This window comes from Paenibacillus sp. MER 180 (genome assembly GCF_023713665.1).
In the GTDB taxonomy this organism is placed as follows: Bacteria; Bacillota; Bacilli; order Paenibacillales; family Paenibacillaceae; genus Paenibacillus_B; species Paenibacillus_B suaedae.
This window is the reverse complement of the sequence record NZ_JAMAVT010000004.1, coordinates 1-20,296: the sequence shown is the minus strand read 5'-3', so window position 1 is coordinate 20,296 and position 20,296 is coordinate 1. Positions and strand designations below refer to the sequence as shown.

The window sequence follows — 20,296 nt, the reverse complement described above, 5'->3', positions numbered from 1 at the left end:
ATACGGGTATCCCCCTGAAGTATAGTCTGATGGAAATTCGACTTACTGCTAGCGTCGACCAACTAACATCAGGAGTGGTTTAGAAGGAGAGATGTTTCTCTTCTTTTTCTAAGGCCATTTCTTGCACCAACTATTTGGCTTTTTCTTTTGCACGTCTTTTTGCACGATCCTTTGCACGATCCTTCGCACGATCCTTCGCACGTTCTTTCGCACGTTCTTTCGCACGTTCTTTCGCACGTTCTTTCGCACGTTTTTTCACACGTTTTTTCACGCGTTCTTTCACACGTTTTTTCACACGTTCTTTCGCACGATCCTTCGCACGTTCTTTTGCACGTTCTTTTGCACGTTCTTCCGCACGTTCTTCCACATGCTCATTCGCACGTTCTTCCACATGCTCATTCGTACGTTCTTCCACATGCTCATTCGTACGTTCTTCCACATGCTCATTCGTACGTTCTTCCACATGCTCATTCGTACGTTCTTCCACATGCTCATTCGTACGTTCTTCCACATGTTCCTTCTCATGTTCCTTTGCACGTTCTTTCGCACGTTCTTCTGCGCGTTCTTTCGCACGTTCTTCCGCACGTTCTCTCGCACGTTTTTCCGCGCGTTCTTTCGCACGTTCTCTCGCACGTTCTTCTGCACGTTCTTTTGCACGTCTCTTCTCGCGATCTTCCGCCTTTTCTTTCGCTTTTTCATACTCCTTTTCATTACCAAACAAAGTAAGGAGGGCGTTGCCTACAGTTCGAGTAGCTTCAATCAAGATGGAAGAGGGGCCTTTGTTTGGTATTTTTTCAACTGCTGGTTTTCCTTCTAGCTCTTGCAGCTTTTGCTTGGAAAGCTGCTTCCATGCCGAATTTTGTGTTTGACTCTCCAATTTTCTAAAGTGCGTAGCCGCGTCTTGGTTCTGGCCTATCTTAGAGTAAGCCTCACCGAGTTCATAGATGAGTTCTTCGGTGTCAAGCGTGTCAGGTGGTGTATTGAGGACGTGGGTAAAATCTTCAATCACCGTCTTCGTCCGATGGAAGTACTGCTCTGGGAGATTGTAAGAGGACTTGCCGCGAAGCAGTCGGATCGTACTGTTGTGTGGGTCGGCGGCTACCGCATTGTCGAGCATTTTTAATCCTTGCTTTGACCATTTCAATTTATCAGATGCCTCTGTTTTATCTCTTGCAATCAATATCATGGTGCTGCCATAGTAAGCACCAACAAGAGGATGATCTGGATCATCGGCGTGCAGCTGTTCTAAAATTTGATGTGCTTCTTGAACAGCAGCCGCACTCCCAGCTACGCCATCCAGATAAAGTTGGATAGCTAGGGTGAGTCTTTCATTGAACGGGTCAGACGGAGTAGACATCTGATCTGACACGGAATTTAGAACAGATTCGGTCAATGAAGCATAATCATCGCTTGATGTTGAAGTCTCATTCAAGGCTGAGCCTTCCATATCGCTGGGATTAAGGTTTGTCACTCAATTTCATCCTCTCTGTACTCATGCATGAACACATTGCTCGCTTGCATGATTCTAATCATCTTTTTTCTTTGGATACATGGAGGCAAGACGCTGTGAGACTTCATTCGCCTTGGCGGGATTGCCGCTATTTTGGTAGGCTTTGCTCAGCTTTCGAAGTACTCTTCTGACTTGTTTGTGGGTAAGGTAATCTGAATCTTGTTGATAACGGTCAAGGAGGAATGTGAAGTCCTCGATCGCTATTCTCGAAGAATAGAAATAAGACTCCGGCAGATGCAGGCAGACACTTCCGCGTAAGAGGCGAATTTCTTTTTCGTTGGGATCCATTTCTACTGCTTGATTCAATACCTCCAAACTCTCGAGTGCTTTTTCTTCTTTCTCAACAAGTTTGACGGCATCACGTGATAAGAGGGCTAATGAACTACCGTAATAGGCTTCAATAAGCGCATGATGAGGCTGGGTCTCACGGAGCCTTAAAAGCTTCTCATGCGCTCTTTTCGCTGCCTGTTTGTCTCCATCAACTCCATCTTGAAGAAGCTTTTTTGCGATCTTGAATTGTTTTTCAGGAGTGCTGTCAGATGACATGTATGCCTAACCTCCAATTTGCTTCGCCATTCATTTGAAAGTCGAGTCCCTCTACGCCAACAACTCATGATTTCGAAGGTTATATAATTGCTACGATATGCGAGTCCCTACTGCATTGATTGGATGAAAAAATCAGTTTTCAGAAGATATACAGTTGTCCGAGTCAAGGGTGACATTGCCTGCATTTCATATAAGGATGACTTGGAGGGATGGGGAGTACAAACAACATTGAGAGAATGCTAGACGAATAACATGCCGCAGGTGTGGACTGAAAATGGTTAGGAGGATTTTTATGAAAGCACAAACCCATAAAATGAAGGTAACCGTGGACGAACATACATCCCATCTAGAACAATTCAAAGCATTTTTCACGAAATTGGATGAGGATGGAAGCACTATTGAGAAGCTGCCTCGGCAAAAAATCGAAGAGTATCAGTTACAAGCAATTAACGCCACGCTTGCTCATGTTTGGGACCGCAATGAATATTATCGTTCAAAGCTGGAAGAAGCAGGCTTTACAGTGCCGGAGATTGAAAGCCTGGAGCAATTAACAAATGTACCGCTATTGAATAAAGACGTCATTCGAGGCGATAAGCAGAAGATCTTATGTGTAGACCCGAAAGAAATCGGGCAGGTTCACCTTACGAGCGGTACTTCGGGAAAGCCTATTTATACCTCGTACTCGTTAGCTGATCAGTATGTCTATGATTTGCTGCCGAAATATTTGGAATTGTTTAAGGAAACGGATGTTGATGTGGTAGCCGTCGCCTTGCCTTATGAATTTGCTCTGCCTGGTCTTGGGTTTCAGCGGTTGTTTCAGTTTGCATTTGGAACGGCAGTACTGTCACTTGGCAAAGGCGGTTACATGGCTCCCGTCGATAAGTCATTAGAATTGATGAAGGAGTTCCAAGCTACCGTTCTGACTACGACGCCCTCTTATGCGGCGCTTTTGGCTGAAGAAAGCGAGCGGTTCGGCATCAAAATAGGTGAAGACATACGATTGAAAAAAATAGTGCTTACAGGTGAAGGCTGCTCCTATAAATTCCGTGAGCGTTTGGAAAAATGGTGGGGATGCGAAGTATCCTTCTTCTACGGTTCGACCGAATGCGGCGTCGTTGCGGTCGAATGCAGTGAGCACAAAGGTTATCACGTGATGGAGGGACATGTAAAAGTCGAAATTATTAATCCAGTTACGCAGGAAAAGCTTCCTTACGGCAAGACGGGAGAAATCGTTGTAACGACGCTGTTGCGCGAGGCCATGCCAATGGTGCGTTATCGCAGTGGGGACATCGGATATTTACAGAAATCCAAATGTGATTGTGGTCTCACGATGGACGTCCTGCATTTGAGAGGAAGAATGGAGAGTATGATTCGATTGGGGGATGAGGACTACTCACCGTTCCTATTAGAACAATTTTTGATGGAAATTCCAGATGTGGGTATGTGGTATCACTTCAAATTGAATCAGGGATCATTCAAGATTGAAGCCGAACCGTTTCGGACGGAATTAACAGATGAGCAATTGGCAACGAAAATCCGGAAGCATATGACGGATCGAATCGGCATTGATTGCGAAGTGGAAATCAGACATGATATTCCTCGGACTTTTGGCAAAGCAACGCGAATATTCACGTAAGACAGCTAGGAGCATGGGGCCAAGGATTCGCATTAACCATCCTAAAGCGCCGTGTTACGCCGAGAGGAGGTGCCCTTATGACCGATATTCAGAGGGAGCGGGAGGAGAAGTTCAAGAATTTATTAGTACGCCTAATGAAATCTCCTCTATATCAGGATCGATTAGCGAACTATAACATCGATGATATCGGGATGGAGCACATTCAAACACTGCCCTTGACAACGAAAGAAGATCTCCGGAATGCCGGTACTTTCGGACACCTAGCTGTCGAAATGAGCAAGATTGCCCAATACCACGAATCCACGGGTACAACCGGAGAACCTTCCGCTTCTTGGTTCACGCATGAAGATATGCGAGTAGGCGGAAGACAGCTTCAGGAATGCGGAGTCCGATTAACAGCGGATGATCTTGTGCTGATTCGATTCCCGTATGCCATGGCGCTGCCCGCCTTCTTAATGCAGCAAGCTGCTTGGCAGACAGGAGCAGGGGTTGTACCTGCAAGCGGACGTACGGTAGTTACACCATATCCGAGAGTATTAAGTCTTATGAAGCGCCTACAAGTTACTGTATTAGCGGGGCTTCCGCGCGAGATGGAGCTTCTGGCTGAGACAGCGCGTCTCATTGGTTTGGATGTGAACAAAGAATTACCAGCGCTACGGGCTATATGCGTTGCTGGTGAGTTAATGAGCGAGAAACGCAAAGAGCATATCGAGAGGCTGTGGGGTGTACCCGTTTTTAATATGTATGGTTCGACTGAAACCGCGAATATTGCAACCATGTGTGAGTATGGCTCGATGCATATCGTGGAGCAGGATTTTTACGTGGAAGTGCTGCATGAAGATGGTTCAGGCCCTGTTGCTCAAGGAGAAAGAGGGTTTGCGGCGATAACAACGCTCACACATCAAGCTTCTCCTCTGTTGCGATACTTTAATGAAGATATTATCTCCGTTGAACCTTCCAGGTGTGCTTGTGGGCGAGCAATGGGCAAGTTGGTGCATTACGGTAGAAGTAAGGATCGGATCGTAATCGGTGATACGATTCTAGATGCTTATGACATCCAAGAAGCTATCTACTCGTTGATACCTGCCCCAGATGCATGGAAGGTATTGGAGCAAGAAGAGGGATTGTACGTTCTTCTTGATTCGCACGATGCTGGACAATGGAGCAGGGAGGACATCCAAACTCGATTAGCTGAAAAGCTTCATTTACCAATCACCCTTCAAATCATTACCGACGCAACGCTTCTCGATCGAGTTGGGCTCGTGAATAACGCGCCATCGACCAAACCGGTATATATCCAGAAGCGAAATAAAATCTAAGCTGATGAGGGAAAGGCTGCAGTCAATTGTGAAAAAGAGGGGTGTACTCGTATTGAGCGACAAATGGAAACAATTAATTACGCAATGGGATGGAATTAACCAACAATTGCTTGATCTGATGAACGAACGTGCACGAATGGCTGCGGAAATCATTCAAGAAAAGAATAAGCAGGGCATTTCACAAGCGGAGCCAGTTGGCAACCAACAACTACTGAAAGAGCTTGCTGCCCATTCTTTGGCGAATCCCGAAATAAAAAAAGAGGCTCCTGCTGAGCGCAAGCTTCTCGTTAGCCGCCAGCATAAGAGTGAGGATACCGTTATTCAAGTAAATCATACTAAAATCGGCGGCTCTTCGCCTATTATCGTCGCTGGCCCCTGCTCTATTGAAAGCAGAGATCAGCTGCTTACCGTTGCTTCCGCAATGAGGAATGCCGGCATTACCGTCTTACGAGGAGGCGCGTATAAACCAAGAACATCACCGTATGATTTCCAAGGCCTTGGCGAAGAAGGATTGAAAATCATGAAGGAAGTGGCTGATGAAACGGGGATGGTGACGATCAGTGAGATCATGAGCCCTATGCATATTGACACGGCAGCTCGTTACATTGACATCTTTCAGATTGGTGCCCGCAATATGCATAACTTTGATTTGCTGAAAGCCGTTGGCCAAACTCAAAAGCCTGTCTTGTTGAAACGCGGTCTCTCCGCCACACTCGAGGAATTCGTATTTGCGGCTGAATATTTGCTATCCAGCGGGAATAACCAAGTTATGTTAATTGAGCGCGGAATTCGCACCTACGAGAAATGGACGCGTAATACACTCGATATTTCTGCTGTTCCGATATTGAAACAAGAGACCCATCTCCCTGTTCTCGTGGATGTTACCCATGCGACTGGTCGTAAGGATATTATGCTTCCATGCGCGAAAGCAGCGTTAGCAGCTGGCGCGGACGGTATTATGGTCGAAGTGCATCCGAATCCGCAGGTTGCACTTTCTGATGCGAAGCAGCAGTTGAATCTTGACGAATTTCACACCTTCTTGCAGGGTCTCCGCGATTCCGGTCTCTATCGTTAGCAGCAAGTTATCATACCAGAAGTTGCTGTACACAGGTTATATATCAACACGAGCTGACATACGGCTAATGGAGGTAACTGTATGACAGATACCGATGGCAAGGACTCGCAGTATGCGGGGAAAGAATTGGACTTTTTGCAGAAACTGATTTTCGATTTGCTATTAGTGACAGATGGAAGGACAACAGATTTGCTGGAAACCTTGTTGGATGAAAAGATGCGCGTAACGGTCATTCGACAAGAGCAATTGAATGAAGTACCTGCTGATTATCAAGTGGACTCCTCTGCCGCTCCTTTATATCTGAGAGAATCATTATTGATAAGCGACAAAAGTGACTTTATCGTTTCTCACAATATTGCAATCGTGAATTCAAAGTACGTACCCGCTTCTTTGTTTGAGAGTATTGCTCATAGACAAGAGGGGATTGGCAAAGCAATCAGCTCGATGGGATTACAATCCTACAGGAAAGTGGTTGATTCTGGGCTCAAGGGCGAAGAAGAGGCTGTTGATTTGTTCCAAAAGCCTCTCAATCTTTGTATCCCTGATCTGCACACTACTAAAATCCCTTATAAGAGATATGACATTTATTTTCAGGTATTTCCAGGGGTTCATATGCTTGAATATTTTAATCCAGAAGTCATTAGATACCGTTTGAACAAGGTTCTCAATTCCAAAATGGAGGGATAAAACATGAGTGAGGAAATGAAAGAACAGAAATCGACGGACAAAGAGGAAAAAGAAAAGGCGAAAGAGCAGGCTAAACTTGAGAAGAAAGCAAAGAAAAAAGAAGAAAAGAAAGAAAAGGAGAGACTGAAAGAACAGAAGGAGATTGAGAAAAAAGCTAAGAAAAAAGAAGAAGAGCAGGCAAAAGAGCAAGCAAAGAAGCAAGAAAAAGCACAAAAGGAGCAAGAAAAGGCACAAAAGGAGCAAGAAAAAGCACAAAAAGAGATTGAGAAAGAGCAGCGTGAAAAAGAAAAAAAGGAAAAAGAAAAAGAAAAAAAAGCAAAAGATAAGGAAAATAAAGAGTAATAAATACATGAAAATGTAATAGGGACTGCTTTCTTATTATCGTTGAAGGAAGTGGTCCTATGTTTTCTCAATAATTCAAACCATGCTCTCGTAGCAGATGCGTGTCCAACTCAAAAAAACCTCTGGTCAATAACGTACGTTCATCAACCAAGAGGAGAAAACACGAAACAGAGAGTCAACCCTTTTATTTAATTGTAGCGATGGCAAAATTCACTTTCTCTCCATATTGCTTTTCTGACTGTTTTTCATTTGTTCTGCGAATTCCATACCTGAATTCACCAAATGCTCACTGGCATGTTGTACGCCAATTTTAACGGCTGCGAACAGCTTTCCAGCAGGAATATCGGATGGTTGATCCGCATCCTCCATCGCATCAATAATTTGCTTCTCTGCCACATTCGCGCCGCTTTTCACCGCTACGGAATAGGTATTGGCGAAATGTAAAAATCCGTTTTTCACATCACTAAAGAACTTCGACATCCCTTGATTATTCGTTGCCAATTGTGTCATCTCCATTCTAAAATCATCTAATTCGGTGGTCTCTCTTGCTCATCATTGACTTGCAATTCTTTTTCTTCAGATAATTGCTCACTTGTCGAAACACTTTCCAAAGGTGCTTTTGGATCATCCTTTAGCATTGGAGCTGGCTGAACTTGGATGGTTCGTTCCTTTCTATCCATGAAAAATTTTAATATTGCAACAATGACTCCGACCAGAAGGACAAATGTCAGTACACCGGCTAGGGTTAGTCCGAGAATAAAGATTACACGATCAGCAAAGCCCATTTCCTTCCTATCCATGTCAATACTCACATCCTCTCACAATAGTCCAGTATATGTATGGAGTGCCTCGATAATATGGACACATGAGCACCCTCCAGCGTAATTCCACGATTGTCTATTCCATAAGGAGGATAAAGAATGAATTTCACTTTATTTCGAAATGTAGCTTGTCTGTTCTTGGTTGGATCACTTATGATCTCCCTGCAAACGCAAAACTACATATTGATGAGTTTGTGGGTATGCTGCACTGGCTTGCTTTTCATTTACAAGCCAATGCGATCATTTCTCCTGACAACGATAGGCTTGGGTGCAGGATTTGCTCTCTATTTATTCATAAACTCAAGTTGGATTCACGATTTGGAGCCCAAAGAATGGCATATCCTTCTCAACAGATTGTCACTGATTTGTATCCTCATTCCCTTGCTTGTCTTAGCGCTTATTCAAAAATTACCTTTTATGCTGTATGCGAAAAAACCGCTTTGGAACGAGCGGATAGATATACCATTTATTTGGTCGGGCTTCCGTCAATCCAAAGTTAAGGTTTTCTTGCCCGTCGCAATTGCAGCGACTTCTGTAGCTTTTATGCCGTTTGTGATTCGAAACGGATGGGGTCACGTGCAAGAGATTTGGTTATTCGCGCTCGCTTTTTCATTCATAAATGTGTTGGAGGAGATCATCTGGCGAGGGGTGCTTCTTAGCCGGTTCTCTGAACAATTAGGTGATAGGTGGGCAGTAATTGTGACTAGCGCAGGGTTTGGTTTACAGCATTATTCCCTTGGATTCCCTTGGGGCGTTTGCATCGCTTTTGCGCTGGGTGGGCTGTATTTCGGAGGAATTACGATCAAATCCAACAGCCTCATTCCTGTCGTGGTCTGGCATACGTGGATGAATGTTCTTATGATTTTCAGTGGTCTGCTCTTATAGCCGCGAGCGGTACTAACATGCGTTCACAGCTAGGAAAGGGAAGATAAAAAAAATTTTAGAAAATGGAGGGTTATTCAAATTTACAATGAATAAATGGTATAATTAGGTTGCTTTGTTGAGAGGAGAAAAAGGGCAGGAAGTTTATGCTGCAAGGCATAACAAAAACTCCCTTCCCGCACGAGGCAGTAAGAGAGTTTGTATTTCTGCTTATATTCAGTGAACGAATCCGAACGGATGAATCGTTGTGCGATTTACTTAGCCAGCAGTTCAGGCAAGTTGATCTGCTCGTCAAGTTGGTCTGCGAAGCGACTCATGCATTTGCAAATGAAGTCCTTGCGGCAAATCGGGCATGGAATAGTAAGCAGTCTGCTAACATGTTTGGCACCGTGATTATAAAAGACGCGGCATAGCGTACCATCTTGCAATTTTACTTTTACTTGATAAAGGTTATCGGCATCGTTGCGTTCGATTAACGTTTTTTCCTTTACAATCGGTTCATAGGTCACGTTGGCTTCACCTGCATCCTTAAATTTTTTGCAAGTAACATATTATGTTGTTTGGGCTCGTTTGTCAATTTATTTCTTCACGAAGGGTGGAAAATCCATATTCCAAAAATTAAGTATTTTCATTTGTCTTGCAGATGGTGATACATATAGTGAGCGAATGATTCTCAGACAAAATTGGAGGAGAGCCCACCATGCACGAAGACGACACAGAATTCAAGCATCTTAGTGAACTAATTGAAAAGAGAAACGAACTTCAAAATGAAATTAACGCCATACTTGCGCGAATGACGATGAAGCAGGAGGAGCGGGTGTCCAAACTTGCTGAGAGTATTTCCGCTTTACACAAACGCAAATAAGCCTTTCTCATAATCTTAACCAATGTTCACCTCTATATTCATAGCAGAATGCCAGGAGGTTGATAATTATATGATAAGGTACTCTGACTTAGAATCATCGGGCCACGCTTCAGTTGAAATGGGAGGCGAGCAGCAGAACGTGATGATGCCGAAAATCGAGCAAATGGTGCATGGCAATCATCCAAGGGTGACCCTCGCGCATTGGCACTCGCATTGGGAAATCAATCGTGTCGCTGGGGGCAACGGCCTATATATCATTAACGGAACACAGTATACGATCCAGCAGGGCGACATTGTGCTTATCCCACCTCAGCAATTGCATCGGGTATGCGGGACAGATCAGCTGCTGCTGGAAGCGTTTCATCTTGAGACGCCTCACCAGATGAATGGTTGGTGGGCCGAAGATATGAGTTCCGTAATACATCGTATCGGACAAACTGTGCCACATGTCCTGTATCGGTCTATGCCGCAATGCGGATTGCTATCCGAAGTGTTGATGGATGTGAAGCAAGAGCTGGCTCAGAGGGAGTTTGGCTATGTATCTATCGTTCAAGCACAATACATGCGGCTGCTGACGCTGCTTAGCAGATATGCTAGCAAACCCCTCTCTAGCTATACTCCTGCGCCATCTAGAGGTGTGCAGACGGTGAAAGAGGTCATACGCGTAATGGAAGGTCAACTAGCCTTTCCATGGACGTTGAAGAAGCTCTCTGATTTGGCACATTTAAGCCCATCCCGATTCAGTGCGTTGTTCCAACAGACGGTAGGCACATCACCACTGGATTATCTCATCAGGCTTCGATTGACATATGCAGCTCAGTTATTAACCTCTTCGAATGAAAAAATCATCGAGATTGCCGCAGAAAGTGGCTTCCGCAACCTGTCCAACTTCAATCGACTATTCAAGGATCACTTCCAAATGTCACCTAGTGAACTGCGAGATACGAATGAACAGCTAGAAGCGTAATATTATTTTTTACATGGATATCTTCTCCTCAAGACACAAGAGATGTCATTTTACACCTATTTGATGTTCATTGAATTGTCACATTTACAAAATTTGCTTCCGAAATTTACAAGAATGTATTGAGTGAAATAGGAAAGATTTTGTAATATGAGAAGTGATGAATGTAACTGACGAAGGGGCGTAGAACTGTTATGCAGAAATGGGCTATGTTCATTTTGTTCAGCATTGCGTGCCTGCTTGCCGCTGGCTTGATGCTGTTCAATATGCCGAAGCCGGAGGTCGAGGAGGCAGCTCCTGAGGGAGTCACTCTAGTTAAGCTTGTGGCAACGAGTGATTTTAAGTTCGACCAACCGGAGTATAAAGTGAAGGCTGGGGAGAAGGTTCGCATGAAGCTTGTGAACAAATCCGGCTTGCATGGTGCTGAAATTAAAGATTTAGGCATTGATCTGAAGGATGGCCAAATGGAAAAGGACGTTGTATTTGAGAAACCAGGCAAATACGAAATCCAATGTTCGGTTATGTGTGGTACAGGCCATGATGATATGAAATCGGTTCTTATTGTAGAATAATACGTTTCAGTTGAGAGAAGGGGCTGGCAAGCTCCTTTTTTTCATGCCGCAGGCAGGAACAGGAGATTGATCACCTACGCCGAATGTAGTAATGGGACGGAAGACAGAGGCTTTGAAGGATGAAGTAGAAGTCGACATTCCTCGTTCTACGCTATACCATCTCAGGGGAGGGCTAACGAATGTATTATGTAAACATGGAGCAGATCGAGCAGCGTCTTGATTTTATACCGAATCTCATACAGACAGTAGAGCAGATTATAGCGAAATGGGACGGAAGTCTACATAGCTCGTTCGCGCAGGAACGTGCGCTGCACATCGCGATCGAGATCATAACCGATGTCGGCAGCTTGCTTATTGACGGATTCTTGATGCGTGATGCGAGCAGCTATGAGGATATCGTCGAGATTATTGCACAGGAACAAGCGGTATCACCTGAGCTTCATGCGTCGCTGCTTCAGCTTGTCGTCCTGCGCAGGGCGCTGGTTCAAGACTATATCGCCTGGGAGAGAGGGACGATACATCCTCAGCTGTCCAGCCTCCCTGTATGGCTGCCAGAATTCGCTCAATCTGTTCGTCAATTCATAACGAAGGAACTGGCACTGAAATAATTCATGTATGGTATCTTAGGCAAGGTTGTTGTCTGTATGGGAGTGATGCGATACAATGACGATACGATGACAACCAAAGTTAAGGTGGTTACATGAAACAACCAGTACGCAAATCATCCACACGTGAAGAGATTATGGGCTTACTCAAGACAAATGGGGCTATGTCTGTTGCTCAGCTTGCCAAGCAGCTGGAGATGACAGAGATGGGGGTAAGACGGCACTTATATGCCATGCAGCAGGATCATTTGCTGGACACCGAAATGGTTCGTCAGCAGATGGGTCGTCCCTTGCAAATGTATCGCTTGTCCGATACGGGCGATGAACGATTTCCGAAGCAATATCATCAGCTTATATTAGATCTGCTTCAAGAAATGGAATCTTGGCAGGATGAGAATAGTGTCCAACGTCTGTTCGAAGGCAGAAAACAGTCGATGCTGGAAAAATACACACCCCTTGTCCAAGGCAAGAATTTTGAAGCACGAATAGAAGCGCTTGGTCACATCCAAGACTCAAATGGATATATGGTAGAGACGGAGCAAGCAGACGATGGAAGCTGGCTCCTGCATGAGTACAATTGTCCGATCGCACAAGTCGCTCAGCAATATAAAGAACCGTGTGCTTGTGAACTAGCATTGTTCCGGGATTTACTGGATAGTGATGTAGAACGGACAGAATGTCTTGCTGAGCGGGGTCAGCGCTGTACGTACAAGATTCGTCCTCGAACAGACAAGCAGGAATAAATGGAATGAGTTCAGCGCACACCGTTGCACAGCCGTATTCCTGCATATGTTAGGTAGATGTAGGCAGACCCCTCAGGGGTCTGTCTTTTTGTGCTGCACAGGACAGGCATACCCAAAAAGTACAGGCATGGTTGTGTCAATACGAGCCCAACTTCCTTATACTGTCAATACGACATGGGCATGCGCCCGGTTGATTTCACAGCTAAGGAGGGGAGACGATGACGGAATGGAGCATCTTGTTGGCTGCTATTGCTTGGAGTGCTGTATGTATAGCTGCTATCGTTCTGATTATCCGTGGGATGCGCACATTGGGGAAGGCAGAAGCTAGTTTGGATGAAGGGAAGCAATTAGCTCACCAGCTCCAAGTGTTGACGCGTCGTGCTGAGGATGTGCTGAAGGAAACAGAACAGACAGTAGGAACGGTCAAGGAGTGGACACATGAATTGCAGCGTGCCCGGGATATCATTCAACGAGGAAATGATGCATTGGAGCGAATTATATCTCATGCTAGCCAGCAAGGTACGGAATCTGCAGGGAAGCAGCGATTGACGGATATCCTCCAGCTATTCGAGCTAGGATGCTCTATATGGGCCTCCATTCAAGGGAAGCTATCTGGGCGCTCTCCTAGCTCGTCTACATCTCCTAGCTCGGAGAAATAGACCGGGAACTGAGTGATGAGGAGGAAGGAAAGATGAGCAATAAGAAGTTTTGGATAGGGGCATTAATCGGAAGTGTGATTGGATCGGTATCGGCATTGCTGTTCGCACCGAAGAGCGGTCGCGAGCTGCGCAAAGATATTGCAGAGGGTGCACAGCAGGTCAGTGAACGGACACAGGAGTGGGCAAGACAGGTTGGAGAGCAGACAGACGAATTGATTTCATCCGCCAAGGGCAAGGTTGCATCCTTCAAGCAAGGCTTCAGCTCATGGAAACAGCGGAATTCAGAAGAGGCGCAAATCGCGGCCATTTCAAGTTTATCCGCTGAACATACAGCAGAACCGACTGAGAAATGGAATGAGGAAGCAGAGGCGGAAGTGAACGTGCAGGATGGAGAGAATAAGGAAGAAGTACAATAGCTGTAAGGAGACGTTAGCAGCGTTTATTGTTAAAAATCCCTACCACTTTATGCGTAAGCAATGAGATGGTAGGGATCATTGTGTTTTCAAATACGTCTAATTAGGTTGATTACCACTTGGATGGATCGATATCACCCGGATTCAACCCTTCCCAAATGTTGGGGATGTTCGCTTCTTCAGGATGTTCAAAAATTAAAAATGCAGTAGGCAAGTAACGTTCGCCATATTGGCTTGATGGTGAATTTTTGATGACGCCGTCCTTCTCGACAAGTACGGTAGACGAGCCTCCGTCCAAGTTAGCAGCGATGATTGCGCCATTCTCTAGCATAATTTTTTGGCAGTCGTATAAGTCTGCCCCGATACTATGAGGCTGGCGGCCATCAATAACAAGGAATAAAATTGCTCCATCCTCACGCTGCCCCATTACCGTCCGGGGTGCAATTCCCCAGCCGTCAGCATGATTGCGGATTTGCCCCTTGCCGTTCACGATCATGCGAGGCTGGAAGGTAACTGCTTCTTTTACCCCCATGTCGAGCAGCTCGCTCACCGAGAAGTTGCCGGCGACCATTTTCCCATCCTTATCTATTCCTACAATTTGTGTATTTTTCTTGCCTACTCCGTTGTAATATAACTTGCCGTCGTTGATGACGACTCCGATTGGTTTGAAGCCATTGCCTTCCCAGTTCGGATCTGCGAATCCACCGCCATTGACTCCTGCAAGGGCACCAGTACGTTTTACCATGCTGGAGACCTTCTCGCCTCTTCCGGCCTTGCCGGGAACGCCAATTCGAATTTTGGATGGATCGTTCACTATCATCAGATACCCACTGAACGAAGCACCGGTAGCGCCTGTACCACTTACTTCCTTATATTCGATGAGTGGTTTTTTGGTTTGTTCAGCAATGGAAGGCTTCTTGATATCAATCGTGGCTTTCTCATCTCCCATTCGCTCGAAGTTCTTCCAATACTCTTGGACACGCTTGTCTAATTCGTCCTGACCAATAATATACTTGGCCCAGTGTCGATGCTGCGTCGTGATTAGTGTATCGGCAATCAAGAACCGCATATCTGTACCGGAAGGGGTCAGGAATAACCATCCGGCGCCAAGGGAGCAAATTAGGATGAAGATAGCCGCAACCATGCGCAGAATGCGCCATACAGATCGTTTCTTCCTCGGCTTCCCTTGCTTGGGATTGCTAGTCCGCTGTTTTGCTCGAATTGCGTGGCGCGGAGGCAACGCTCGATTTTTATTGTGTTTGGAGATAGAACGCTCCGTTTGCATCTTTTTCAACCCTTTCTGATTTGTCTCCACCTATTAATGACGTTTTTTGGAAGCAAAAAGTTTCGCACCGTGTTTTGCCAGTACGGGATGGCTTGAACCTTGTCCTTCTTACTGATAAGATCGAGGTACGTTTTATTTAAAGAGTACATATGGTAAGTAAGGTCAGTCAATCAAGAGACGAAGGAAGCGGTGTATTCGTGCAGCAAGCTATAGCCATGCTCGATTCGGGTGTCGGAGGGTTGACAGTTGTCAAAGAAGTGATGCGTCAACTGCCGCGGGAGAAAGTCATCTATTTCGGTGATACAGCCCGTTCGCCTTATGGTCCTCGTACTGCCGAGGAAGTAAGGCTGTTCACCCGTCAAATCGTAGATTATCTTATTCAATTTCAGCCTAAAATGATCGTAATTGCATGCAATACAGCGACAGCCGTAGCATTGGAATATATTCGAGCTTACGTGTCCATTCCTGTAATCGGAGTCATTCATCCAGGTGCCCGTGCGGCGCTGTCCGCTACCAATAGCGGCTATGTCGGTGTTATCGGTACAGAGGGCACAATCCGCAGTGGCGCATATGAACAAGCATTGAAGCGGCTGTCCCCTCATGTTGAAGTAGTCAGCCAAGCTTGTCCTCGTCTAGCACCTCTTGTCGAGAGGGGGATGTTTAGAAACAGTGAATCAACTTCTGATGTTGTACGCGAGTCACTCGAACAGTTGCAGAATGTACCTATTGATACTCTCATTTTAGGTTGCACCCATTATCCATTCCTGTCCGATTCTATCCAAGATGCGATTGGGCCTAAGGTACAACTAATTAACTCAGCGGAAGAGACAGCGCGCGAGATCAGTACGATTTTGCAGGACAAAAGCCAGTTGGCGAATACGGAAGCGGTACCGGTTCATCAGTTTTTCTGCAGCGGCGATCCGGAAATATTCCAGAATATCGCCCGCCAGTGGCTCGGCGAGCAGATTCAGGCTACTCCAGTCATTTGGCAAATTCCTAAAATCATGTAATCCAAACTTATCATTCAATGAGATTCATGAACTTATATATGATCATGATATTTGAGGGCGTTCCTTTGAGCAGATAGTCTGCCAGATAGGAACGCCTTCTCTGTGTTACGACCTAGGGATGATCATCCTTGAAGTTATGAACCTCTATCCCGCCGCATATGCTCAACCAATAACGAATTGGGAGAGGAGCGACAATCGTGGCTGTTCCTTATCTAGTGCAAAAAGGGGATACCTATCTTCGTATTTGTGCACGTTACGGCATACAACTGCATGCGTTGATGAACGCCAACCCTCAGCTGCGCTTAGAGGGATACGCAATTCCCGGACAAGTAATTGATATTCCGGAGCTGCCGATTAATAAGTATGTAGTGCAGGCAAAAGACACGTTCTATCATATCGCTCAGCGATTCCAAGTATCGACACAGCGACTCGCCGAAGCGAATCCAACCATTGATCCGAGGAGAATCATACAAGGGCAATTGATGCTAATCCCTTACGAGTGGAGTAGGGAATGGGAGAGGAAGACCACCGAATACGGTTATGGTCAGTTAGTACGAGACATTCATCATTTGCAGAACAGTTATCCCTTCGTCCGCGTTGAACAGATCGGAATGAGTGTGCTGGGTAAGCCGATTCCCGCAATTGTAATCGGCAACGGTACTGTGCCCGTACATGCGAATGGTTCCGTACATGCAAATGAATGGATCACATCGGCGCTATTGATGCAATTTGCCGAAGATTATGCAAGAGCCTACGACAGTGGCGGAGCATGGAACGGATGGGATCCCCTTGCTGCGTATGAGCGAACGACATTGTGGATCGTACCGATGACGAATCCTGATGGGGTAGAGCTTGTGCAAGAAGGAATCTCCCCGAATCACCCGTTCTACAATTCGATTATGGAATGGAATCAAGGCTCCCGCAGATTCCATCGTTGGAAAGCCAATATTCGCGGGATTGATCTCAATGATCAGTTCCCTGCCTTTTGGGAGGAAGAACAAGCCCGAAGGGGTGTGTATTCGCCAGCACCTCTCAACTATGGTGGGACGAGACCGCTGTCTGAGCCGGAAGCAGCTGCGCTGGCGGGATTATCAGAGCGGATTCCATTTGAGCTTGCTCTGTCCTTCCATACGCAAGGACAGGAAATATATTGGAACTATCGTGATTTCGAACCAGATGAATCCTTAGCCTGGGCAGAACGATTCCAGAGGGCAAGTGGATATCGGGCAGTGAAGTTGTCAGGCAGCGATGCAGGCTATAAGGATTGGTTCATACAGCGCTATAGGAAGCCTGGTTTCACGATTGAAGTTGGCAACGGAATAAGTCCACTGCCGCTCGATGACTTCGATGGGATGTATCGGGAAGTCGCCGCTATCATGAAGGAAGCGCTGCTTCCATAGCGAAGGCAACGATAATGGTGGGCACGCAAGGGCATTGCCGCATGCTGTTGTATGATCTCTGATTCGCTACGCACACTAACAGCAGGAGGTGTGTAACCATTGGCGAATCCAACTCCACGCAGCCCACAACGGCGACCACGTCCTAAGCGGTCTTGGCAGAGGTTGTGGCTGCTTCTCAGCTCGGTGCCAAGACTATTGACATCGAAGCGTGTTCCTTATTGGGAGAAGGCAGTATTTGTAGGTGCAATTGTTATCTACTGGTTGATTCCGGTGGATTTGATTCCATTTATGCCGATTGATGACATTATTCTCACCTTAATTCTGCTGCCTTGGTTTTCCAAACGTGCCCTAAAATATGAAAATCCGAACCTAAAATGACGGAATGTGACGCAAAAGGTTGCTTCTCGCCCCAGGTTCCCGTACAATGACATAGAGGTTGGCGAACGCAACAATTTCATTGCGAAAGTACAACAAGACAATGGGGTAAAGCGGAGTGAAGAACAATGGCGAACGATATTCGTATTTGTGATAAATGTCGGCATATCAAAATGAAGACTTTTTTGCCGAAAGTCAAAGGTCTAGATCCGGAAGCGGATATCAAGATCGGCTGTAAGTCATACTGTGGGCATTGTGCCAAGCGAGTGTTCATCTTTATCAACGGACGATACGTAATCGCTCCGACGGAGGATGAAGCTATCGAGAAGGCGAAGCCTTTTGTGAAATAGTAAGTTTTTAACCGCATAGAAACAGCTGCGAAGCGATATCCTAATCGTTGGAGACAACTACTCTCTGTTGGAAACAGTCCATACTCTGGCGCAGGAGGCACGCAGCATGTCCAAATATGACTCAAGCTTGCAATCGCAAAACCCGATTTCGCAAGCGCAGAACGCAGTCAAGACAGCGCACAACGCTGTATCTCAAGCAATGTCACATCCTTCGGACCAATCCGTCTATCAGGCGGAGCAATCTCTTCAACACGCTGAACGTGCCGTACAACAGGCCGCAGACAGCGATAATCCACATCCGGTCCAATTAGCTGAAGAAATGCTTGCAGCGGAGCAATCCCGGTTGAATTCCATTGGTGCAGACCAACTGGATTCCTTTGAGGGATAGGTGCACGCAATTTATTGTCTTTTATCGTCATGATGTTTGTTCTTGTCCCGGACTATGTCTGGGATTTTTTTGCCCTTCCATCGCCGACATCAAGTCTTAGCATCTGGGAGTGAGGTTATGGTATTTGGAATATCAGTAGTAGTTATTTTAGCGTTTGTAATTTGGGGGTTCCTGTCCCCGGAGAGCTTATCCACGCAATCTAGCGCAGCCTTGTCATTTACGACAGAGCGGTTTGGATGGTTCTACCTGATTACGGCGCTAATCATTTTAGTATTCTGTCTTTATCTTGCATTTGGCAAGTTTGGACATATTACACTAGGCAATGATGATGATGATCCGGAATACTCTAATATTTCTTGGTTCGCCATGCTGTTCAGTGCAGGTATGGGGATCGGGCTCGTATTCTGGGGGGTGGCCGAACCCATCAGCCATTACATAAATCCGCCAACGCTGAAAGGGATGACGCCTGGTGCTGCGAATGAAGCGCTGCGCTATTCCTTCTTCCATTGGGGATTGCATCCTTGGGGCATTTATACGCTTGTCTCGCTGGGAATCGCTTATTTTACGTTCCGAAAAGGCCATAATGGCTTGATCAGTTGGACTTTTGAGCCATTGCTTGGCGATCGGGTAAAGGGGCCGATCGGTAAGACGATCGACATATTGGCGATTATTGCAACGGCCTTCGGGGTAGCAACATCGCTAGGTCTCGGTGCGATGCAAATTAATGGTGGACTTGCCCACACATTTGGTATTCCGAGCAATGCAACGGTGCAGGTCATCATTATTGCAATTGTAACGGTGTTGTTCCTTGCTTCTGCAGTGTCGGGACTGGACAAGGGAATTCGTATTCTCAGCAATACGAATTTACTGATCGCGTTAGGCTTGCTCTTGTTCACTTTGCTGCTGGGTCCAACATCCTTTATTTTTGATTCCTTTACTACGACGCTTGGCGGTTACTTGCAAAATATTATTCAGATGAGTCTGCGGCTGACGCCGTTCACAGAAGATTCCTGGGTAGCAAGCTGGACCTTGTTCTATTGGTCGTGGTGGATAGCGTGGGCGCCATTTGTCGGTTCCTTTATTGCGCGTGTCTCCAGGGGGAGAACGATTAAGGAATTCGTACTAGGAACGATGCTGTTGCCAAGTGGATTCAGCTTTATTTGGTTCTCGGTATTCGGTGCTACGGGTCTGAAGTTGGAAATGTTCGATGGACTCCCAATCGTAGAGTCGGTCAAAGCGGACATTACGTCAGCATTGTTTGTAACACTGGATGCTCTGCCGTTTGGAAGTTATATTGCCATTCTGGCGACGCTGCTGATTATTACCTTCTTCGTTACATCAGCAGATTCCGCAACCTTCGTGCTCGGCATGATGTCGACGAATGGGAATCCGAATCCAAGTGCGCTGATTAAAATTGCATGGGGTTTATTCCAGTCCCTTATCGCAGTTGTCCTGCTGCTCGGAGGCGGCTTGGAGGCATTGCAGACCGCATCCATTCTTACAGCCCTGCCATTTGCCGTCATTCTGCTCGGGATGTGTCTGTCCATAACGAAGGCGCTTCGCAAAGAGGAGCGGGACTACCGCTTGAAGGAGAAGCGCAGACGGCGCAAGGTTGATAAGCTGTTGGAGCAGGAGGATTTACTGTAAACATTGCACTACATGATGTCTGTGCACCTTGGTTCACGGTCAGCAAGAAGATATAAGAAGAGCCGCTTGCGATGATGAAGTGCTCCCTGTCAAGTGGACAGTTTAAAAAACAAAAATGGTTAGTTTAGATACCTCAGCTCATATGAATAGAGCTGAGGTATCTTTATTATGAAGCTCGTCGGTACTCGTTAGGTGAAAAGCC

The 20,296-nt window shown here is 46.0% G+C and carries 25 protein-coding genes; 19 read left to right on the top strand and 6 right to left on the bottom strand.

Features of this window, described 5'->3' with window-relative positions; genetic code table 11:
- Positions 1 to 130: 130 nt before the first annotated feature.
- Together M3661_RS07400 and M3661_RS07395 are read right to left on the bottom strand one after the other, a co-directional pair.
- On the bottom strand, positions 131 to 1,471 hold the full coding sequence (locus tag M3661_RS07400) for a tetratricopeptide repeat protein (RefSeq protein ID WP_251483279.1): 1,341 nt from the start codon (positions 1,469 to 1,471) through the stop codon (positions 131 to 133).
- A gap of 54 nt (positions 1,472 to 1,525) precedes the next feature.
- Positions 1,526 to 2,056 carry a tetratricopeptide repeat protein gene (locus M3661_RS07395; RefSeq protein WP_251483278.1) on the bottom strand — a complete coding sequence of 177 codons (531 nt, stop codon included), beginning with the start codon at positions 2,054 to 2,056 and terminating at the stop codon, positions 1,526 to 1,528.
- A gap of 292 nt (positions 2,057 to 2,348) precedes the next feature.
- Between M3661_RS07395 and M3661_RS07390 the strand changes: the two genes are divergently transcribed.
- From M3661_RS07390 to M3661_RS07370, 5 genes are all read left to right on the top strand, one after another.
- Entirely contained in the window at positions 2,349 to 3,692 is a 1,344-nt protein-coding gene (locus M3661_RS07390; protein ID WP_072729800.1) for a phenylacetate--CoA ligase family protein, read from the top strand.
- A gap of 77 nt (positions 3,693 to 3,769) precedes the next feature.
- Positions 3,770 to 5,011 carry a phenylacetate--CoA ligase family protein gene (locus tag M3661_RS07385; RefSeq protein WP_251483277.1) on the top strand — a complete coding sequence of 414 codons (1,242 nt, stop codon included), beginning with the start codon at positions 3,770 to 3,772 and terminating at the stop codon, positions 5,009 to 5,011.
- 52 nt (positions 5,012 to 5,063) lie between these two features.
- On the top strand, positions 5,064 to 6,086 hold the full coding sequence (locus tag M3661_RS07380; protein WP_251483276.1) for a bifunctional 3-deoxy-7-phosphoheptulonate synthase/chorismate mutase: 1,023 nt from the start codon (positions 5,064 to 5,066) through the stop codon (positions 6,084 to 6,086).
- Positions 6,087 to 6,167: 81 nt separating this feature from the next.
- On the top strand, positions 6,168 to 6,773 hold the full coding sequence (locus tag M3661_RS07375; protein WP_251483274.1) for a 4-hydroxybenzoate synthetase: 606 nt from the start codon (positions 6,168 to 6,170) through the stop codon (positions 6,771 to 6,773).
- 3 nt (positions 6,774 to 6,776) lie between these two features.
- The gene (locus M3661_RS07370; protein ID WP_251483272.1) at positions 6,777 to 7,115 is read left to right on the top strand and encodes a hypothetical protein; all 339 of its coding nucleotides are present in this window, start codon (positions 6,777 to 6,779) and stop codon (positions 7,113 to 7,115) included.
- A gap of 210 nt (positions 7,116 to 7,325) precedes the next feature.
- On the opposite strand, the gene M3661_RS07365 is transcribed toward M3661_RS07370, so the two are convergent.
- Positions 7,326 to 7,616 carry a hypothetical protein gene (locus M3661_RS07365; RefSeq protein WP_028533835.1) on the bottom strand — a complete coding sequence of 97 codons (291 nt, stop codon included), beginning with the start codon at positions 7,614 to 7,616 and terminating at the stop codon, positions 7,326 to 7,328.
- Positions 7,617 to 7,642: 26 nt separating this feature from the next.
- Positions 7,643 to 7,915 (bottom strand): hypothetical protein, encoded by a 273-nt coding sequence (locus tag M3661_RS07360; protein WP_065293616.1) that lies wholly within the window; start codon positions 7,913 to 7,915, stop codon positions 7,643 to 7,645.
- Between the two features lie 120 nt (positions 7,916 to 8,035).
- Here M3661_RS07360 and M3661_RS07355 point away from each other — a divergent pair, with 120 nt between their 5' ends.
- On the top strand, positions 8,036 to 8,821 hold the full coding sequence (locus M3661_RS07355; protein WP_251483269.1) for a CPBP family intramembrane glutamic endopeptidase: 786 nt from the start codon (positions 8,036 to 8,038) through the stop codon (positions 8,819 to 8,821).
- Positions 8,822 to 9,072: 251 nt separating this feature from the next.
- Here M3661_RS07355 and M3661_RS07350 read toward each other — a convergent pair whose 3' ends face one another.
- Positions 9,073 to 9,327 (bottom strand): hypothetical protein, encoded by a 255-nt coding sequence (locus M3661_RS07350; protein WP_021253290.1) that lies wholly within the window; start codon positions 9,325 to 9,327, stop codon positions 9,073 to 9,075.
- A 191-nt stretch (positions 9,328 to 9,518) separates the two neighbouring features.
- On the opposite strand from M3661_RS07350, the gene M3661_RS07345 reads away from it, so the two are divergent.
- The 7 genes from M3661_RS07345 to M3661_RS07315 all read left to right on the top strand — a co-directional run bounded on the left by M3661_RS07345 (position 9,519) and on the right by M3661_RS07315 (position 13,642).
- The gene (locus tag M3661_RS07345; protein WP_251483267.1) at positions 9,519 to 9,683 is read left to right on the top strand and encodes a hypothetical protein; all 165 of its coding nucleotides are present in this window, start codon (positions 9,519 to 9,521) and stop codon (positions 9,681 to 9,683) included.
- 70 nt (positions 9,684 to 9,753) lie between these two features.
- Positions 9,754 to 10,650 (top strand): AraC family transcriptional regulator, encoded by an 897-nt coding sequence (locus tag M3661_RS07340; protein WP_251483265.1) that lies wholly within the window; start codon positions 9,754 to 9,756, stop codon positions 10,648 to 10,650.
- 191 nt (positions 10,651 to 10,841) lie between these two features.
- A complete protein-coding gene (locus tag M3661_RS07335; protein ID WP_021253288.1) occupies positions 10,842 to 11,219 on the top strand; it encodes a cupredoxin domain-containing protein in 378 nt (125 codons plus the stop codon).
- Positions 11,220 to 11,398: 179 nt separating this feature from the next.
- Positions 11,399 to 11,827, top strand: a complete 429-nt coding sequence (locus tag M3661_RS07330; protein ID WP_251483264.1) for a DUF86 domain-containing protein — start codon at positions 11,399 to 11,401, stop codon at positions 11,825 to 11,827.
- Between the two features lie 92 nt (positions 11,828 to 11,919).
- Positions 11,920 to 12,567, top strand: a complete 648-nt coding sequence (locus M3661_RS07325; RefSeq protein ID WP_065293620.1) for a helix-turn-helix transcriptional regulator — start codon at positions 11,920 to 11,922, stop codon at positions 12,565 to 12,567.
- A 218-nt stretch (positions 12,568 to 12,785) separates the two neighbouring features.
- Positions 12,786 to 13,226, top strand: coding sequence for a DUF948 domain-containing protein (locus tag M3661_RS07320; RefSeq protein ID WP_065293621.1), 441 nt, complete (start codon positions 12,786 to 12,788; stop codon positions 13,224 to 13,226).
- A 32-nt stretch (positions 13,227 to 13,258) separates the two neighbouring features.
- Positions 13,259 to 13,642 (top strand): YtxH domain-containing protein, encoded by a 384-nt coding sequence (locus tag M3661_RS07315; RefSeq protein ID WP_065293622.1) that lies wholly within the window; start codon positions 13,259 to 13,261, stop codon positions 13,640 to 13,642.
- A 109-nt stretch (positions 13,643 to 13,751) separates the two neighbouring features.
- On the opposite strand, the gene M3661_RS07310 is transcribed toward M3661_RS07315, so the two are convergent.
- Positions 13,752 to 14,924 (bottom strand): phosphodiester glycosidase family protein, encoded by a 1,173-nt coding sequence (locus M3661_RS07310; RefSeq protein WP_094183206.1) that lies wholly within the window; start codon positions 14,922 to 14,924, stop codon positions 13,752 to 13,754.
- A gap of 197 nt (positions 14,925 to 15,121) precedes the next feature.
- On the opposite strand from M3661_RS07310, the gene racE reads away from it, so the two are divergent.
- From racE to M3661_RS07280, 6 genes are all read left to right on the top strand, one after another.
- Positions 15,122 to 15,934 carry a glutamate racemase gene (racE, locus tag M3661_RS07305; RefSeq protein WP_021253282.1) on the top strand — a complete coding sequence of 271 codons (813 nt, stop codon included), beginning with the start codon at positions 15,122 to 15,124 and terminating at the stop codon, positions 15,932 to 15,934.
- 197 nt (positions 15,935 to 16,131) lie between these two features.
- Complete coding sequence (locus M3661_RS07300) at positions 16,132 to 17,334, top strand: M14 family zinc carboxypeptidase (protein ID WP_065293623.1); 1,203 nt, start codon at positions 16,132 to 16,134, stop codon at positions 17,332 to 17,334.
- 99 nt (positions 17,335 to 17,433) lie between these two features.
- A complete protein-coding gene (locus tag M3661_RS07295; RefSeq protein ID WP_251483262.1) occupies positions 17,434 to 17,712 on the top strand; it encodes a YkvA family protein in 279 nt (92 codons plus the stop codon).
- Between the two features lie 125 nt (positions 17,713 to 17,837).
- Positions 17,838 to 18,059: a YuzB family protein gene (locus M3661_RS07290; protein WP_021253279.1), complete on the top strand. Its 222-nt coding sequence runs from the start codon at positions 17,838 to 17,840 to the stop codon at positions 18,057 to 18,059.
- Between the two features lie 106 nt (positions 18,060 to 18,165).
- Entirely contained in the window at positions 18,166 to 18,447 is a 282-nt protein-coding gene (locus M3661_RS07285; protein WP_005545996.1) for a hypothetical protein, read from the top strand.
- A 117-nt stretch (positions 18,448 to 18,564) separates the two neighbouring features.
- On the top strand, positions 18,565 to 20,094 hold the full coding sequence (locus tag M3661_RS07280) for a glycine betaine uptake BCCT transporter (RefSeq protein ID WP_021253277.1): 1,530 nt from the start codon (positions 18,565 to 18,567) through the stop codon (positions 20,092 to 20,094).
- Positions 20,095 to 20,296 lie beyond the last annotated feature (202 nt).

Excerpts from the sequence above, each read along its gene's own strand:
- M3661_RS07395 (WP_251483278.1), bottom strand. The coding sequence starts at position 2,056 with ATGTCATCTGACAGCACTCCTGAAAAACAATTCAAGATCGCAAAAAAG.
- M3661_RS07390 (WP_072729800.1), top strand. The coding sequence starts at position 2,349 with ATGAAAGCACAAACCCATAAAATGAAGGTAACCGTGGACGAACATACA.
- M3661_RS07385 (WP_251483277.1), top strand. The coding sequence starts at position 3,770 with ATGACCGATATTCAGAGGGAGCGGGAGGAGAAGTTCAAGAATTTATTA.
- M3661_RS07375 (WP_251483274.1), top strand. The coding sequence starts at position 6,168 with ATGACAGATACCGATGGCAAGGACTCGCAGTATGCGGGGAAAGAATTG.
- M3661_RS07370 (WP_251483272.1), top strand. The coding sequence starts at position 6,777 with ATGAGTGAGGAAATGAAAGAACAGAAATCGACGGACAAAGAGGAAAAA.
- M3661_RS07360 (WP_065293616.1), bottom strand. The coding sequence starts at position 7,915 with ATGGATAGGAAGGAAATGGGCTTTGCTGATCGTGTAATCTTTATTCTC.
- M3661_RS07355 (WP_251483269.1), top strand. The coding sequence starts at position 8,036 with ATGAATTTCACTTTATTTCGAAATGTAGCTTGTCTGTTCTTGGTTGGA.
- M3661_RS07345 (WP_251483267.1), top strand. The coding sequence starts at position 9,519 with ATGCACGAAGACGACACAGAATTCAAGCATCTTAGTGAACTAATTGAA.
- M3661_RS07340 (WP_251483265.1), top strand. The coding sequence starts at position 9,754 with ATGATAAGGTACTCTGACTTAGAATCATCGGGCCACGCTTCAGTTGAA.
- M3661_RS07335 (WP_021253288.1), top strand. The coding sequence starts at position 10,842 with ATGCAGAAATGGGCTATGTTCATTTTGTTCAGCATTGCGTGCCTGCTT.
- M3661_RS07330 (WP_251483264.1), top strand. The coding sequence starts at position 11,399 with ATGTATTATGTAAACATGGAGCAGATCGAGCAGCGTCTTGATTTTATA.
- M3661_RS07325 (WP_065293620.1), top strand. The coding sequence starts at position 11,920 with ATGAAACAACCAGTACGCAAATCATCCACACGTGAAGAGATTATGGGC.
- M3661_RS07320 (WP_065293621.1), top strand. The coding sequence starts at position 12,786 with ATGACGGAATGGAGCATCTTGTTGGCTGCTATTGCTTGGAGTGCTGTA.
- M3661_RS07315 (WP_065293622.1), top strand. The coding sequence starts at position 13,259 with ATGAGCAATAAGAAGTTTTGGATAGGGGCATTAATCGGAAGTGTGATT.
- M3661_RS07310 (WP_094183206.1), bottom strand. The coding sequence starts at position 14,924 with ATGCAAACGGAGCGTTCTATCTCCAAACACAATAAAAATCGAGCGTTG.
- M3661_RS07290 (WP_021253279.1), top strand. The coding sequence starts at position 17,838 with ATGGCGAACGATATTCGTATTTGTGATAAATGTCGGCATATCAAAATG.
- M3661_RS07285 (WP_005545996.1), top strand. The coding sequence starts at position 18,166 with ATGTCCAAATATGACTCAAGCTTGCAATCGCAAAACCCGATTTCGCAA.
- M3661_RS07280 (WP_021253277.1), top strand. The coding sequence starts at position 18,565 with ATGGTATTTGGAATATCAGTAGTAGTTATTTTAGCGTTTGTAATTTGG.